Origin of the sequence: Chryseobacterium sp. PCH239 (genome assembly GCF_018924625.1) — a bacterium.
GTDB classification, from domain to species: Bacteria; Bacteroidota; Bacteroidia; order Flavobacteriales; family Weeksellaceae; genus Chryseobacterium; species Chryseobacterium cucumeris.
This window is the reverse complement of sequence record NZ_CP073027.1, coordinates 3692501-3709128: the sequence shown is the minus strand read 5'-3', so window position 1 is coordinate 3709128 and position 16628 is coordinate 3692501. Positions and strand designations below refer to the sequence as shown.

Annotated in this window: 10 protein-coding genes, 2 rRNA genes and 1 pseudogene (1 of these 13 cut by a window edge); 11 read left to right on the top strand and 2 right to left on the bottom strand. The window is 37.0% G+C overall.

The annotated features are described in order from the left end of the window. The 11 genes and pseudogenes from KBP46_RS17130 to KBP46_RS17085 all read left to right on the top strand — a co-directional run bounded on the left by KBP46_RS17130 (position 1) and on the right by KBP46_RS17085 (position 15434). Positions 1 to 795 (top strand): SDR family oxidoreductase, encoded by a 795-nt coding sequence (locus KBP46_RS17130; RefSeq protein ID WP_216443774.1) that lies wholly within the window; start codon positions 1 to 3, stop codon positions 793 to 795. A 122-nt stretch (positions 796 to 917) separates the two neighbouring features. Then, positions 918 to 2522: an autotransporter assembly complex family protein gene (locus tag KBP46_RS17125; protein WP_216443773.1), complete on the top strand. Its 1605-nt coding sequence runs from the start codon at positions 918 to 920 to the stop codon at positions 2520 to 2522. 301 nt (positions 2523 to 2823) lie between these two features. After that, entirely contained in the window at positions 2824 to 5964 is a 3141-nt protein-coding gene (locus KBP46_RS17120) for a SusC/RagA family TonB-linked outer membrane protein (RefSeq protein WP_216443772.1), read from the top strand. 20 nt (positions 5965 to 5984) lie between these two features. After that, positions 5985 to 7505, top strand: a complete 1521-nt coding sequence (locus KBP46_RS17115; protein WP_253297069.1) for a SusD/RagB family nutrient-binding outer membrane lipoprotein — start codon at positions 5985 to 5987, stop codon at positions 7503 to 7505. Between the two features lie 82 nt (positions 7506 to 7587). After that, positions 7588 to 8396, top strand: a pseudogene (locus KBP46_RS24145) (alkaline phosphatase family protein); the annotation flags it as partial. A gap of 105 nt (positions 8397 to 8501) precedes the next feature. Next, positions 8502 to 9851, top strand: coding sequence for an alkaline phosphatase family protein (locus KBP46_RS17110; RefSeq protein ID WP_367397900.1), 1350 nt, complete (start codon positions 8502 to 8504; stop codon positions 9849 to 9851). Between the two features lie 252 nt (positions 9852 to 10103). Continuing rightward, positions 10104 to 10682, top strand: a complete 579-nt coding sequence (locus KBP46_RS17105) for a hypothetical protein (RefSeq protein ID WP_062675679.1) — start codon at positions 10104 to 10106, stop codon at positions 10680 to 10682. Positions 10683 to 10786: 104 nt separating this feature from the next. After that, the gene (locus tag KBP46_RS17100; RefSeq protein ID WP_062675678.1) at positions 10787 to 11587 is read left to right on the top strand and encodes a DUF3324 domain-containing protein; all 801 of its coding nucleotides are present in this window, start codon (positions 10787 to 10789) and stop codon (positions 11585 to 11587) included. Next, entirely contained in the window at positions 11580 to 14333 is a 2754-nt protein-coding gene (locus KBP46_RS17095) for a hypothetical protein (protein ID WP_216443771.1), read from the top strand. Before KBP46_RS17100 ends, KBP46_RS17095 begins: the two co-directional genes overlap by 8 nt. Then, on the top strand, positions 14330 to 14863 hold the full coding sequence (locus tag KBP46_RS17090; RefSeq protein ID WP_216443770.1) for a hypothetical protein: 534 nt from the start codon (positions 14330 to 14332) through the stop codon (positions 14861 to 14863). Before KBP46_RS17095 ends, KBP46_RS17090 begins: the two co-directional genes overlap by 4 nt. A 7-nt stretch (positions 14864 to 14870) precedes the next feature. Further along, on the top strand, positions 14871 to 15434 hold the full coding sequence (locus KBP46_RS17085; protein ID WP_131797545.1) for a hypothetical protein: 564 nt from the start codon (positions 14871 to 14873) through the stop codon (positions 15432 to 15434). Positions 15435 to 16163: 729 nt separating this feature from the next. Here the strand turns inward: KBP46_RS17085 and rrf are convergent. Both rrf and KBP46_RS17075 read right to left on the bottom strand, forming a co-directional pair. After that, a 5S ribosomal RNA gene (gene rrf / locus KBP46_RS17080) occupies positions 16164 to 16271 on the bottom strand. 160 nt (positions 16272 to 16431) lie between these two features. Further along, positions 16432 to 16628: ribosomal RNA gene (locus KBP46_RS17075) — 23S ribosomal RNA — on the bottom strand (it continues 2558 nt past the right edge of the window).

Below are 16628 nucleotides of genomic sequence, written 5' to 3'. Positions count from 1 at the left end.
ATGACCATCATTATAACAGGAACCTCATCAGGAATCGGGTTTGCATTAGCCGAATATTTTGGTAAAAAAGGACATAAAGTATACGGATTAAGCAGAAAGCATACAGAAAGCCAATACTTCAAATCTATCCCCACTGATGTGACAGACAATACAGCAGTTCAAAATGCTGTCGCTGAGGTTTTAAAAACAGAAACTAAAATTGATGTTCTGATCAACAATGCCGGAATGGGAATGGTAGGAGCCGTGGAAGATTCTACGAAAGAAGATATTCTGAAACTTTTCAGTCTGAATCTTGCCGGACCTGTACAGATGATGAGTGCCGTTCTTCCGAATATGCGTGAACACAAATTCGGAAAAATCATCAATGTTTCCAGCATCGGAAGTGAAATGGGGCTGCCTTTTCGTGGGTTTTATTCGGCTTCTAAATCTGCTTTGGATAAAGTAACGGAAGCGATGAGGTATGAAGTTTACCCATGGAATATTGATGTATGCTCTCTGCATCTGGGAGATATTAAAACCAACATTGCAGACAACAGAGTCATTGCACAGGTCTCCCAGCCTTACAAAAATGTTTTTGACAAAGTATATGCGCTGATGAATTCTCACGTGAATGACGGAACAGATCCTTTGGAAGTCGCAGAATACATTGAAAAACTTTTAGCAAAAAATAAATGGAAAGCTCATTATTATTTTGGTAAATTCGGACAGAAAATCGGAGTTCCGTTGAAATGGATTCTTCCGCAGGGAACTTATGAGAATTTGATGAAGAAGTATAATAAACTGGATAAAAATTAGTTGATTGATAAGGCGCATTGTCATTCTGAACACTGACTGAAAGTCTGCGAACGTAGTTCAGAAATGCAGTGAAGAATCTTTTGTATTTTATAGAGATTCCTGTTCATATTCAGAAGAATAAATTGAAATTACTTTTAAAAATATTTTTTGTACTGTTCTGCGTTTTCACACAAGCGCAGAAGAAGCAGTATTGGCTGATTGATACGGAGACCAAAGCCAGGAAAAAAGTAAAAGATTCCACTTCCGCAGTAAAGTTTCTGGATTCATTAGCCCAAAGCAATTATTTCTTCACTCAACTGAAAGACGTAAAAGTAAAAGGTGACAGCACGGAAATTTTCTACGATAAAGGGAAAAACTTCAATGAAACTTATGTAAACCTTACGGATTCTCTGGTTCAGAAATTGAAAATTCAGAAAGATTTTTTCACTAAAAATTTAGACTCCACCAAGAAAAGTATCAACAAAACTTATATTGATGAAGGATATTCTTTCAGCAGAATAAAATCTAAATACAAAGGACAGAAAAACGGCTATCCAATAGTGGAACTTGACATCAACAAGAATGATAAAAGAACAATCAACGGATTCGTAGTAAAAGGATATGAAAAAGTTCCCAAAAGATTCATCAAAAACCTGGAAAAGGAGTTTAAGGGTAAAAACTATGATGACAAAAACCTTCTAGCCATCAATAAAACCTTCCAGAGTCATCCTTTCCTAACCCTTGAACGGCAGCCACAAACTTTATTTACGAAGGACTCTACCAGTATTTACCTGTTTCTGGAAAAGAAAAAAACCAATACTTTTGATGGGGTCATCGGTTTTGGAAATGACAAAACCTCCAAGTTCACCTTAAACGGGACTATGAATGTGAATTTCAGGAATATGTTCAATGGTTTTGAAACCGTCAATTTATACTGGCAGAGAAACCCGGACAAAGGACAGACTTTTGATCTTAGAGTAGATATTCCATACCTTTTCAAATCAAATGTAGGGATGGATACGAAGGTAAATATCTACCGACAGGATTCTACGTTTGCCAATGTAAAGTTCCTTCCTGCTTTCTATTACCATATCAATAACAGGAATAAAATCGGTCTAAGGGCAACTTTGGAAACCTCTACTATTATTGATACCTTATACGTTCAGGGAAAAGACTACAATAAAAAAGGGATCGGGATATGGTATGAAATGACAGAACCTACTGATATTGACCTTTTCCTGTACAAAACAAGGATCAATGCCGGATATGATTTCTTAACAACTACTTATTCTAAAGATAATATTAAAGCTAATCAAAACCAGTTTTATTTCTTTGGAGAACACAATTACCACATTTCCGGGAATCACTTCCTGAACATCAAAGCGGAAGGTGCGATGATGGATTCTAAAATAGACTTCTCTGCCAATGAATTATACCGTTTCGGAGGATGGAACTCCATGCGGGGATTCAATGAAAACTCCCTCGCTGCTGACTTTTATTATTATGGAAGTCTGGAATACCGGTATCTGATCGGAAATCAGGCCTTCTTTGACGTCTTTGGACAATATGGGCAGCTTAATAATAAATCTTTAAATGTAAAACCCAAGCTCTACAGTGTCGGGCTCGGTTTCAATTTCTTCATTCCTATTGGTCTGATGAGTTTCCAGCTGTCTAATGGTAATGAGTTCGGAAATCCTTTTAAATTTAATGATATTAAAATCCATTGGGGAATTCTGAGTAGGTTTTAGAAAAAAAGAAGGAAGTGGGAAGCTTGATGCCACAAGTTATTGAGGTCACGGTTTCACTATCCCAGTATTTTTAAAAGGTTTTATGTTAATCTTATAACACGATAACAACCTCCAGCACTCCTCTCCAGCCTCCTTCATTATATTAATATTTATATAATAAAGCAAAAGTCCCTATACAAAGGACATTTTTCATTTTACTTATTTATTAATTCTTATTGTTAAAAATATTAAATCGTATTTTTATTTTAATACATCATTAAAGTACTGGTAACAGTGCACTGCTAAATTTGCCTTCAAAAAAATGAAGAAAACTCTAGCCACTTTTGCCGTTTTTTTACTTCCTCTTTATTTTTCTGCCCAGGAAATCAATATTTCAGGAAATGTAAAATCAGAAAACGGTTCTAGTGTTTCCGGTGTGAACATCACCGACAAAAACACAGGAAAGACTGCTACTACAGATGAAAATGGTAATTTCACTATTTCTGCAAACCCCAAAGATATTCTTGAATTTTTTGCTCCTGATTTTTCCGTTTATACCGTTGAGGTTTCTTCCAAAAAACAGTATTCCGTTGTCTTAAAAAAGCAAAACGAAAAGCAGATTGAAGGCGTTGTTATTACCGCTTTAGGTATTGCCAAAAAGAAAGAAAAAATCGGATATTCTACTCAGGAAGTAGGAACAAAACAGTTTGAAACCATCACTACTCCAAGTATTGGAAATTTATTCTCCGGACAGGTCGCAGGATTGAACGTTTCCAATCCTACTGGAATGCAGCAGGCTCCACAGTTTACGCTGAGAGGAAACTCTAATCTGGTTTTCGTCATTGATGGTGTGATTGTAGAAAAAGAGGTTTTCCAGAATTTAGATCCTAATAATATCGAAAACATCAATGTCCTGAAAGGAGCTACCGCTTCTGCTCTCTATGGTTCAAGAGGTCGTTACGGAGCTGTTTTAATCACCACAAAAAATGCTAAAAAGAAAGGCTTTTCTGTAGAATTCTCCCAAAACACAATGATTACAGCAGGATTTACCAATCTTCCGAAAACCCAGACTGAATATGGTAACGGTTCCCATGGAAAATACGAATTCTGGGACGGAGCCGATGGCGGGGTAAATGACGGAGATATGATCTGGGGACCAAAATTTGTTCCGGGATTACAGATCGCTCAATGGAACAGCCCTATCAGAGATAAAATAACAGGACAGGTCGTTCCGTGGTATGGAGCAGTAACAGGAACTCAGTATGATGATAAATCAAGATATGAAAGAGTTCCGATTGACTGGAAATACCATGATAACTTAAGTACGTTCTTAAAACCAGCAGTAATCAACAATAATAACTTCGCGATCAGCTATAGAAGCAATAAAGACGTATACAGATTCTCCGGGAATTTCATGAATTATGATGACAGAGTTCCCAATTCTTATCTTCAGAAATATGGAATCAACTTCTCTTCTGAAAATCATCTTGGTGAAAAATTAATATTTGATACAAAATTCAACTTCAACCAGGCTTTTACGCCTAATATTCCCAATTACGATTATAATCCAAGCGGACACATGTACACCATCCTGATCTGGATGGGAGGAGATGTAGATGGAAAAGCATTGAAAAATCATATGTGGATCCCAGGAAAGGAAGGAAGAGCACAAGCCAACTGGAACTATGCCTGGTATAACAACCCATGGTTCGGAGCCGAGTATTACAAGAATCAGAACAGAACCAATATTATTAATGCTCAGACAGGTCTAGAGTATAAAGCGACAAAGGATCTATCGGTAAAAGGGAAAATATCTCTTGTCGAAAACCATAGCAAAACGGAAATTCTGAGCCCTTATTCCTATTTCAATTATGATGCACCACGAAGTGGCGGTTATATTTTGAAGGATAATAAAACATGGAACCTCAATTATGATGTGTTGGCAACTTACAAGAAAAAGATATCTGAAAATTTTGATTTTACAATCAATGCGGGAGGTTCTGCTTTCTATTATAAAAACAACAACAATGAAATGTCTACGGATGGATTAAAAATTCCCGAAGTATACACTTTTGAGAACTCTATCGGAGCGCTGAAAAATTACACTTATCTGAAGGAAAAGTTGATTTACAGTGCGTATTCAACGATTGATATCGGGTTGTACAATGCTTTCTTCATCAATGTTTCCGGGCGTAATGACTGGTCTTCTACACTACCTAAGGCCAACAGATCTTACTTCTATCCTTCTGCTTCCATCAGTGCGGTTATTTCCAACCTGGTAAAAATGCCGGAATCTATCAATATGTTGAAACTTTCTGCTTCATGGGCGAAAGTAGCGTATGACTTCCAGCCTTATTCCATCAGAAATTATTATCTGAACAATGGGGGAATCACATTCAATGGAAACCCTACTTATTATTATCCAACCACTCTGAATGTAGAAAATTCTTTGAAACCGGAGCAGACAAAATCTTATGAATTAGGTTTAAGCGCAGGGTTCCTGAATAACAGAATCACTTTAGACGCTACTTATTTCAGAACATTAGATTATAATAATATTCTCCAGTTCCCTGCTGCAGAATCATCCGGTTTCACTTCTCAATATGTAAACGGAAATGAATATACAACCAAAGGATTTGAAGTTTCCCTTGGTTTAGTTCCGGTAAAAACTTCTGATTTCAGCTGGAAAACATTAATCAACTGGAGTACTTATGAACAAAAGCTGACTTCCATTTATGATAATATGCCGAACTACAAAAATATTAAGCTAGGCGAAAGAATGGATAGCTATTACGACTATACATGGCAAAAGTCTCCGGATGGAAAAGTAATTCTTGATGCGAATACAGGAATGCCGACAAGAGCTAATAACCCAAGTAATCTGGGACATTTCAATCCTGACTGGACTTTCGGTTTCAACAACACATTCAAATATAAAAAATTCACTTTAAACATCGGAATTGACGGAAGCATCGGAGGTGTGATGAGATCCCAGGTTGTGGAAAAAATGTGGTGGGGAGGAAAACACCCTAATTCTGTAGCGTACAGAGATCTTGAATATGCAAATCCGGGAACGTATTATTTTGTACCTGATGGGGTTAACTACAATCCGGCAACCGGAACCTATACTCCACACACAAAAGCTATCAGCTACCAGGACTGGGCGCAAAATTATCCCTACCGTGCAAGAGTAACACAGGACGAAAGCGAAGAGTTTGCTAACGTTTTTGACAGAACTTTCGTCAAGCTTAGATCTGTAGTATTAGAATATGACTTCTCTTCATTACTCAACCCAAGAGGAATGGTGAAAGGTTTCACCGCCAATATTTCTGCTTACAATCTGGCGATGTGGAAAAAATCAAAAAACCTTTATTCTGATCCAGACTTCCAGACAAAAACAGACAATGATATTCAGGATCCATCCAGCAGATGGTTTGGAATCGGATTTAATCTTAAGTTTTAACTAAAAAGTACGTCAAGACAATGAAAAATAATATAAACAAAGTGACAGAGCAAAAAGGTAAAACAGCAAAATGGCTGATGAAATCTTTATTTGCAGCCGGACTTCTGACATTAGCATCATGTGAATCTAACCTTGATACCATCAATGAAAATCCTAATGACCAGGCCAGTATTGATCCCAAAAATCTATTGACTTACGTTGAAAAATATACTTTTCAGGTAAACGGGGACAATATGTATGCCTCCAGAATGATGATTGGTACTGATGGTGAGAATTCATACCAGTATATGAAATGGAATGATACTTCTTTTGAAGTCTATACCAAAGGACTTCTGAACACTGGAAAAATGATGCAGGAAGCTGAAAAAAGAGGAAACAAAAATTATCTGGCCATCGGAAAATTTTTGAGAGCGTATCATTTCTTCAATATCAGTTTAAAAGTTGGAAGTGCTCCTTATTCTGAGGCAGCAAAGGGTGAATCCGGCATTACCCAGCCTAAATATGATACACAGGAAGCTATCATGTCCGGAATTTTATCAGAATTAAAAGAAGCCAATGATCTTATTAATACCACCGATAAAATTGAAGGTGATATTGTCTACAACGGAGATGCTTTAAAGTGGAAAAAACTGATTAATTCATTCCGTCTGAAAATTCTGATCACTTTATCTAAAAAAACGACAGTAGGAAGTTATAATATCGCTGCAGAATTTGCTTCTATTGCAGGAAGCCAGTCTCTCATGACCTCTATTGCAGATAACGGTGAACTTAAGTTTGCTGATGCAGCAGACAGCAGATACACGATGTTTAACAACAGTGGATATGGTTCAAGTTTGTACATGGCTGATTATTTTATTAATATGTTCAAAGACAGGCATGATCCACGCTTGTTCACGTTTGCAGCACAGACTACAGGAGCAAAAGAAGCAGGAAAAGCCATCACAGACTATACAGGATATAACGGAGGAAACCCTACTTCTCCGTATTCTGATAATGCAGCACTGATCACTGCAAAAAACATTTCCAAAGTAAACGATCGTTTTTATAAAGACCCTACCAATGAACCTGCTTCTGTATTAAGTTATTCAGAACTTGAGTTTATTCTGGCTGAAGCTACAGCAAGAGGCTGGATTTCCGGGTCGGCAAAAACACATTATGATAATGCGATCAAAGCAAGTTTCAATTTTTATCAGACCTATGTAAAAAATCCGGGACAATATTTCTCAGGGTTTGATGTCAACCAATATCTTGCAACTCCTTTGGTAGTATATAATGATGCTGATCTACTACAAACACAACTGGAAAAGATCATGACTCAAAAATACATGACGATGTTCCATCAGGCACAGTGGACTTCTTACTTTGATTATTTAAGAACAGGCTTTCCAAATTATCCTTTAAAAGCAGGAGTCGCAGCTCCTTTCAGGTTCAGATATCCGCAATCTGAATATAATTACAACAGCAATAATTTAAAAGCTGCTTTAACGGCTCAGTATGGAGGAAATGATAATATCAGCTCCAAACCTTGGTGGTTACAATAAAAATCTGATTAATTTTATATAAAACAAAGAAACCGCAGGAAAATCCTATTAACTTGCGGTTTCTTTCTTATTACGATTGAACATGAACAGAAGAGAATTTTTAGAGAAATCAAGTCTTTTATTAGCAGGATTAGGAACCTCAAATGTTTTACATCCTTCCATTTTAAAAGCTTTAGCCATTGATCCGGCTGCCCAGTCTACATTTTATGATGCAGAGCATGTTGTCATCCTGATGCAGGAAAACCGTTCATTTGACCATGCTTTTGGTGCTCTCAAAGGAGTAAGAGGTTTTTTGGATAAAAGAGCTTTTATAAAACAGGACGGCCATTCTGTTTTCTTTCAAAAAGTGACGAGGGAAAATATGCATCTCCTGCCCGTCTGGATTTAAGAAATACAAAATCTACCTGGATGAGCTCACTGCCACACTCATGGGCAGATCAGCAGAAAGCTTTGAACAAAGGTAAATTTGACCAATGGCTTCAGGCGAAAGCTTCAGGAAATAAAGATTATAAAAATATTCCGCTTACGTTAGGATATTACAACCGCGAAGACCTTCCGTTTTATTATCAGCTGGCAGATGCCTTCACCATATTCGATCAGTATTTCTGCTCATCGCTTACCGGAACTACTCCCAACAGGCTGTTTCTTTGGTCCGGAACATTGAGAGAACAGCAAAATGGAAAGGTAAAAGCCAATGTTGTCAATGAAAATATTGATTATGATAAAGCGAGGCAGGCAAAATGGAAAAGTTTCCCGGAAATATTAGAACAGCAAAATGTTTCGTGGAGAATTTATCAGAATGAAATCAGTCTTCCAAAAGGAATGTCCGGAGAACAGGAAGCCTGGCTGAGTAATTTTACAGATAACCCGATTGAGTGGTTTTCAAAATTCAACGTTAAATTTTCAAAAGGATATTATCAGAATATTCCCAATATCATCGCCTATCTGAAGAAGGAGATTGAAAAAAACCCTAATCAGAAAGAAAGACTGGAAGCCATGCTGGCTGAAGTTCAGGAAGATCAGGTGAAATACCACCCTGACAATTATTCAAAACTTTCAAAAGAAGAAAAAAATCTTCATGAAAAAGCCTTTACCACTAATTCCAACGATCCTGATTACTGGAAACTGGAAATTGGAAAGGATGAAAACGGAGAAAGGCTTGTTGTTCCGGAAGGTGATGTATTATTTCAGTTCCGTAAAGATGTGGAAGAGAAAAAGCTTCCGTTGGTTTCATGGCTGGTAGCTCCGGAACATTTTTCTGATCATCCGGGTTCACCATGGTACGGAGCCTGGTATATTTCTGAAGTTCTGAATATTCTGACCAAAGATCCTGAAACCTGGAAGAAAACCATATTTATCATCAATTATGATGAGAATGACGGGTATTTTGATCACGTATTGCCTTTTGCCCCACCAGTGAATCCAAGCCAGCCCGTAGATATGAACGGAAAAGAAGGGGTAGAATATGTGGATAAAACTCAGGAATATATGAGCTCTCCTTCTTTGAAAAGCTATGAAAAAGTAGAAGGAACTGTCGGATTGGGTTACAGAGTCCCTATGATCATCGCTTCTCCCTGGACGAAAGGAGGTTTTGTCAATTCTGAAGTATCGGATCACACGTCTGTCCTGCAGTTTTTGGAAAAATTCATTATGAAGAAATTCAAAAAGGATGTCCATGTGGAAAATATCAGTGACTGGAGAAGAGCGATATGTGGCGATCTTACTTCCGCTTTCAATTCTTCCAGCGTGAAAGTTCCGAAAATGGATTATCTGAATCAGAAGGATTACGCTAAAACCATCAACGCAGCTAAAAATAAACCTGTCCCTAATTTGAAATGGTATTCTGAAGATGAACTTAAAGATAGCCTGCTTGACATTCAGGAAAGAGGACTGAAACCTTCCAACCCATTGCCTTATCATTTCCATGTAAATCTGGAAGGAGACCATATAAAAATGACTAACCTGAAAGATAATGGGGTTCCGCTTTTGGTATATGACAGAACTCAATTCGACAATAATAATTATCATTTTTCATATGCTTTATATGAAAAGCAAACGCTATCCCATACTGTGCAGCCGGGAGCTTATGATTATGAAGTTTTCGGTCCCAATGGCTTTTTCAGGAAATTTAAGGGAAATAAAACTGCAGAAACAGAGGTGATCTTGACGAATATGACCTCAAAAAATCAGATTGAATTAATTATCAAAAATCACAAAAAGAAAAATTTTTCCATCAGTCTGAAAGATCTTTATACAAGAAGCGAAAGGACAATTTCTGTACAAAAAATGGAAGAAAAATCATTATTGACCTTGATAAATACAAAGGCTGGTATGATTTGCAGCTAAAATTAAACGATCATCTGTGGCACTTTGCCGGAAGAATAGAAACCGGAAAAGTTTCCGTTTCTGACCCGCATTGGGCTTAAAAACGCCTATAATATTGATAAAATACTGCACAAAATTGTGCAGTATTTTTTTTGAGTTATTTCATCTTATAATGCATTACATATGAGAAATAAGCAATTATAAAAAATATGTGGTATATTTTTTTAAAACATATTGAATTTTGTTATCTTCACTTTACTAATTAACAGTGTCATGAAAAAACTAAATTTAACTATTGCAGCGTCTTTATTTGCGTTTGCTCTATCCGGGAATCTTAGTGCCCAAGATCTCGCTACAGATAACCATACGGTCACCATTTCTATTCCCGAAGTTGCATTGGTCGATATTGAACCAGCAGCAACCAAAAACATTACTCTTGGATTTACAGCTCCTACTGAAGCAGGAAATCCTATTCTTCCATCTGCGGCCAACACTACGTTGTGGCTTAATTATTCTTCTATTAAATCTGTGGCAGATCCTACCCGTAACGTAAGCGTAAAAATGAATGCTATCATTCCTGGAGTAGATCTTAATGTAACGGCGGCGGCGGCCACCGGAGCAGGAGCAGGCACATTGGGAACTTCCGCAGGACTGCTTACATTAACTGGTACTGACCAGACAATTATTTCTGGTATTGGAAGTGCTTATACAGGAAATGGAGCTAATAACGGTCATAATCTTACCTATGCACTCGCTGCAGGAAGTGGTCCTGGAGGGGTAGCCGCGTATGCAGATTTACAGGCTACAGCTACTGTTGCCGCTACCGTTACTTATACAATATCAGACAATTAGAATTTAATTAAAATTCTATTTTACGTTTCAAAAACAAGAAGAAATTAGTATCCAGTTTCTTCCTGGCTTTGTATTATTCATGATTTAACTTCAAACTTTACACAATGATAAAGCGTATCCTTCTTTTGATCACCCTGATTTTGCAGTTCAGCTTTTTACATGCCGGTATTGTGATTCTCAACGGACTTACGCATTCTTACAAAATAGAAAACGGAAAGGTTTATAAGGGAAAAGTTGCCATTGAAAACACGGGCAGCAATCCTCAAAGCGTAAAAATATTTTTACAGGATTATACCTACCATGCGGACGGAACGATCAATTATACAGCATTACGTACCAATAAACGAAGTAACGGAGAGTGGCTGAAACTCAACACTAATCTTGTTACCCTTAAAGGTAAAGAAAAGACTGAGATCTTCTATGAAATAACCATTCCCAATCAGGCAATGGATCCGGGAAGCTATTGGAGTGTGATCATTGTAGAACCGGTAGAAGATATAAAACCCAGTGACAGTAAACCAGGAGTCAGCATCACTTCTATTATACGATATGCCATTCAGGTCATTACAGATTTTGAAACAGAAAAAGCAAAACCGGATCTTAAGTTTGAAAGTATCAAGGTGGAAAAACAGGAAGGAAAACAAACGGCAAAGATAGCAATAGCCAATAATGGTAATCTTTACTGTAAACCGACTGCTTCCATAGAAATCTATAACCGAAAAACGGGTGAGAAGGTGGGAACTTATTCAAGTTTAACGATGGGGCTGTTACCCAACACCTCCAAAACATTTTACATTGACATTAGTAAAGTACCACCAGACAAATATAAAGCTGCTATCATAGCTGCCGATGAAGAAGAGAATGCTTTTGCACTCAATGTGGAATTAGAAGTAAAAAATGAGTAGAACTTGGACTTTATTTATTATCATATCATTATTCCCGGTATTTATTTTTTCTCAAGAGCAATCCAATAGATTGATCAGTAAAAAAGATAGTTTAATGCCGGGAATGTCTACTTCTATTCCCTTCACTTTAGAAAACAATTCGGATGAAGCCAAGACCTATGATATTTCAATTACCACATCAAGTTCCTCTATTAATCCTATTTTAGCAAAAGGAGAATTTCAGATTCTTCCTCATGAAACCTCTGTATATCTTGTTCCTTTACGGGTGGGAACAGAAACAGGACAGGGTATTTATTCCGTGATAATGAATGTAACTGATCGCCATAACGGAATATCTTTTACAAAAAATTCAAAAATCATTGTTTCCGGACACAGGAATCTTTTAGTTACCGCTTTAAATACACCTGAATTTGTAAGAGCAGGAGAAACAATCCGTGCCTCTTTTCTTTTAAAAAATAATGGTAATGTAACAGAAAGTATTGTTCTCGAAAGTAAAAATGCTATTGTCGATAATGAAACATCACTGGTACTGGAGCCTAATGAGTCTAAAACAATTACTATTCATAAAGTAACAAATCCTGAACTCGCTCAAAATGAATTTCAAAACCTAAACCTTTCGGTGCACTCAAAGGGTAATCCCAAAGAAAATCAGGATGTCTATGTGAGTACTCAGGTGATATCAGCAAAACCTTCTGAGAAAGATATTTATCACAGGCTTCCTGTTGCTTTCTCATTATCTTTTATTGGCATGCAGAATATGGGAATGTATAATGATGGTTTTCAGGGAGAAATCTATGGTAAAGGAGCACTTGACAAAGACAATAAGAATCAGATTGAGTTTAGGGCGGTTACTCACAATCCTGTAGAACTCAATACATTTACTCAATATGAAGAATATTTTGTGAATTATAAACGAAACAATCTTTCTATTCATTTAGGTGATAAAACCTACTCTTCATCCTATCTTACAGAATTTGCAAGATATGGCCGCGGGGCAGAAATCCGGTATAACTTTGATAAAGTGAGCTTCGGTGGGTTCTATAACCATCCGAGATTTTTCAGAGATATTAAAGATGAATTCAATTTCTATTCAGCCTTTAAAATCCGAAAAGAGTCCGAAATTTCTGTAGGATACCTTTACAAAACTCCAAGAAAAGAAGAAATCAGATATAGTGAAGTAAGACTTGATTCTAATGCTCATTTACCTTACGCCAAAGGAAAATTTAAGGTTTCAAACAATATAACTTTTTCTGGAGAATTGGCATACAGTACTGCACAAAAAACAGATGGAACAGCTTATTTACTACAGGCTGAGGCCGTTTTTAAAAAGTTGAATGGAAATTTAATGTACATGAAAGCAAGTCCTGATTTCGGAGGATATTTTACCAATACAAATACTTTTAATGGTAATATTTCCTACAATCTCACAAAGAAAATAAGTTTCTTTACCAATTATATGCAGGATGCCAAAAATTTCCAAAGAGATACACTGCTCCTGGCAGCACCCTATAGAAAGTATTTTCAATATGGTATACAGTACAAATATATACCGAGTGGTTTCATTATCCTTAATAATGGATATCAAACCTATAAAGACCGTTTAGAACCTAAACAGTTTGATTATTATGAACGTTACTTTAAAGTAAGTATTAATCAGCAGATTGGGGTATTTCAGGTAAATGTGGATGGACAATTTGGAAAAACAGATAATTATCTGACGGGATTCAGTGGCAATTCAAGCTTTTATTCCGCAAATCTGTCATTTCAAAAGTTCAGAACATCTTTTAACATCTTCGGAAGTTATGCCATCAGCTCAAGATATCAGCTTAAAAATCAGAGAAATATCTATTATGGAGCCAGAATCTTCAGTCGGTTTTCTGATAAGACAAGCTTAAGTATATTTTATCAGAATAATTATATGCCTGAGGAGTATTTTAAAGACAGAAATCTGTTTGAACTTCTATTTCACCAGCAGTTATTTCCCGGAAATGAACTTGATCTTTCCGGAAGATATTCATTGCAAAGAGGAGAAATCGGAGATAAAGATTTTATATTCTCCATGCGTTATACATGGCGTCCCAATATTCCTGTACAGAAAACTGCCGAATATATTTCATTGTCTGGAAATGTTGGTAACCTGGGTATAAAAAAGACTGAAGGCATAAGATTAATGCTTGGAAGTTATCTATCCATTACGGATAAGGAAGGAAATTATATATTTAAAAACGTTATCCCAGGGAATTATTTTCTTGAAATTGACCGTTCCACTACGGAAATCAATGATATTCCGACTCAAACGTTTCCTGCTGCTCTTTCATTGATCAATAAGGAAAACACTTTTAACTTTGGATTAACCACAGCTGCAAATGTTCAGGGCCACGTTAAATTCTTAGAAACAGGAGAAAAAGATCAACCTGATTTTGACCAGATACAATCTGAAAAAGGAAAAAAGAAAAAAGAAAGTATTATTGTGGAAGCTACCAATAATGATCAGACTTACCGTAAGATCTGTCTCATTGGAGAAAACTTCGACTTTACTTATCTTAGGCCTGGAGACTGGACTATTAAGGTCTATCGTAACGGGCTTGATAAACGATATAAAATTTCATCAGACAAGTTTCTGTTTACTTTAAAGCCTTCGGAAACAAAAAAAATAAGCATCAATGTTGTTAAGCAACAAATAGAGATCAAATATCAAAAGGAATCCTTGAAAGTAGGATATAATGAAATAAAAAAGAAGAGATGATTCTGATCCGTACCCTATTATTAATTGCATTTTGTGTTGTATCCGGGCCAATCTATTCCCAGACCGCAAATACTACTGTTAGTCTTACATTGCCTGTAGTAACTTTAATGGACATTGAGCCTACAGGCAGTATTGTGTTAAATTTTACAGCTCCTACAGAAGCTGGAAATGCTCTTGGAGCACCTACTCCCAATACATCCAAATGGATCAACTATACTTCAGCTATTGCTTCCGGAGGTCTTACCAGAAGGATTACGGCCTCAGTAAATAAAGTTATCGCAGGTGTCAATATAAGAATTCAGGCGGCGGCGGCTTCAGGAGCTGGCGGCGGAACATTGGGAACATCTTCAGGGCAAATAATTCTCAACACAACTCCTACTACCATCATTAGTGGTATTGGCGGAGCATATACAGGAAACGGAGCGAATAACGGCCATGCTCTTACCATTTCACTTGCTACTAATACTTATGCCAATTTACAGGCTCAGGCCAATACAGCAATCGTCATCACTTATACCATCACAGAATAAAATGAAAATGAAAAGTCTCTTTCTCAAAGAACAGTTCTTAAAAAGATCTCTTTACATTATTGCTTTAATAATGGGAAGCTATCTTGAAGGGCAAACCATAAGTATTGCCGGAACTAACTGGACTGTGAGTGTACCTACCATTACTGAGGCAGGAAGTAATTATATCGGAACTTATGAGAACCCTGCACAATTAACAATATCTGGTCATTTACCAGGATCTTTTCTTAATCTTCTTTCAGCCTCCGGAGCCAAAATAACCATGCAACTTAACCCGACTTCCTGGAACAGTTCCCTGAAACTGTCCGCAAAAAGAAGTGGAGGAACAGCAATAATCAATGGTCTTTGTGTCCTTTGTACCGCTTCTATCAATGGAGGTAGTGCAAATTTTATAGAAATTCCACAGGCTGGCGCCGTCACATTATCAACAATAACCTTTAGTGGATTATTGGGTGTCAATAATAGTGTAGATTACTCAGCCATTAGTGTTCAACTCCAAATAGGAGGTGTTTCTGTGACAATTCCTGCAGCATCTTATAGCACACAAATCGTCTTTACGATCGCAGCAAACTAAGTCATCATTGGTAAGCTAGATTACAATCAAAATGTAACCCATAAGAACCGTTTCTTTAGAGAAGCGGTTTTTTTATTTCTTTTGGCTTAAAATAAGGTAAATTCTGAGGGATTAAATCTCGTTTATATACGTGAATCAGCTTTCAACCACAATAAGCGATTTACGGCCTTAAAAGATAGAGATCCTAATTTTCGGGTTACGAGGTACAGCGATTAGATCTCAAAACTGCAAGTGTAAGGATGCACGTTTATTCCAATTATTTCATTCCTCAGGAATCCAGACTTATTTATTAGAGTTTAAAGGATACAAGATGGCAGGATAATGTCCACGATTCTTTAGCAGTTAGTATTAGCATTGTCATGCTGAGCGGAGTCGAAGCATTTTAATAAAGAAAACCTTATTTAGACTCCTTGGTAGTAACAGCCTGGGAAGAATAAATAGTATTGAAGGTAAAGAACCATCGTTGGATAAAGAATAAAAACAGAGGGCTGGAAGCAGGATGCCTAAAGCTGGAGGAAGAAGAATAGCAGATAGATGAGATGGGCTACTTACTACGAACATCTATTATCTATATCCACTGCTCATTACCTATTACTCATTACTTCTGTTTCTGTTTGGATTTTGTGTTAGTTAGTTTAGTGAGTATGTTGAGTGGGTTTAGTGTTGGTGTTGGTATATAACAAAAAAACCTTTATCGTAAAGATAAAGGTTTTTTAAAAATAAAATAAAAACTGGCGGCGGCCTACTCTCCCGCGTTAGCAGTACCATCGGCGCTGGTGGGCTTAACTTCTGTGTTCGGAATGGGAACAGGTGAGCCCCACCGCTAAAACCACCCTAAAGAAGGTATATAAGATATCAGAGGATAGATTTCAGATTTCAGACTTCAAGGTCTGGTATCTGATGTCTTATATCTGACATCTGTTTTAAGCGATAAAAACTTTCACAAAGACAAAACCTTCACTGCGCATAAAGCACTTGGTTTATATTAGTAACCATAGACTATAAATCTACGGGTAATTAGTACTACTTGGCTATGACATTACTGTCTTTACACCTATAGCCTATCAACGTCGTCATCTACAACGACCCTTAAAAGATGTCTCATCTTGAGGCGAGTTTCGCACTTATATGCTTTCAGTGCTTATCTCTTCCAAACGTAGCTACTCAGCGGTGCACCTGGCGGTACAACTGATA

Excerpts from the sequence above, each read along its gene's own strand:
- KBP46_RS17130 (WP_216443774.1), top strand. The coding sequence starts at position 1 with ATGACCATCATTATAACAGGAACCTCATCAGGAATCGGGTTTGCATTA.
- KBP46_RS17120 (WP_216443772.1), top strand. The coding sequence starts at position 2,824 with ATGAAGAAAACTCTAGCCACTTTTGCCGTTTTTTTACTTCCTCTTTAT.
- KBP46_RS17115 (WP_253297069.1), top strand. The coding sequence starts at position 5,985 with ATGAAAAATAATATAAACAAAGTGACAGAGCAAAAAGGTAAAACAGCA.
- KBP46_RS17110 (WP_367397900.1), top strand. The coding sequence starts at position 8,502 with ATGCTGGCTGAAGTTCAGGAAGATCAGGTGAAATACCACCCTGACAAT.
- KBP46_RS17105 (WP_062675679.1), top strand. The coding sequence starts at position 10,104 with ATGAAAAAACTAAATTTAACTATTGCAGCGTCTTTATTTGCGTTTGCT.
- KBP46_RS17100 (WP_062675678.1), top strand. The coding sequence starts at position 10,787 with ATGATAAAGCGTATCCTTCTTTTGATCACCCTGATTTTGCAGTTCAGC.
- KBP46_RS17095 (WP_216443771.1), top strand. The coding sequence starts at position 11,580 with ATGAGTAGAACTTGGACTTTATTTATTATCATATCATTATTCCCGGTA.
- KBP46_RS17090 (WP_216443770.1), top strand. The coding sequence starts at position 14,330 with ATGATTCTGATCCGTACCCTATTATTAATTGCATTTTGTGTTGTATCC.
- KBP46_RS17085 (WP_131797545.1), top strand. The coding sequence starts at position 14,871 with ATGAAAAGTCTCTTTCTCAAAGAACAGTTCTTAAAAAGATCTCTTTAC.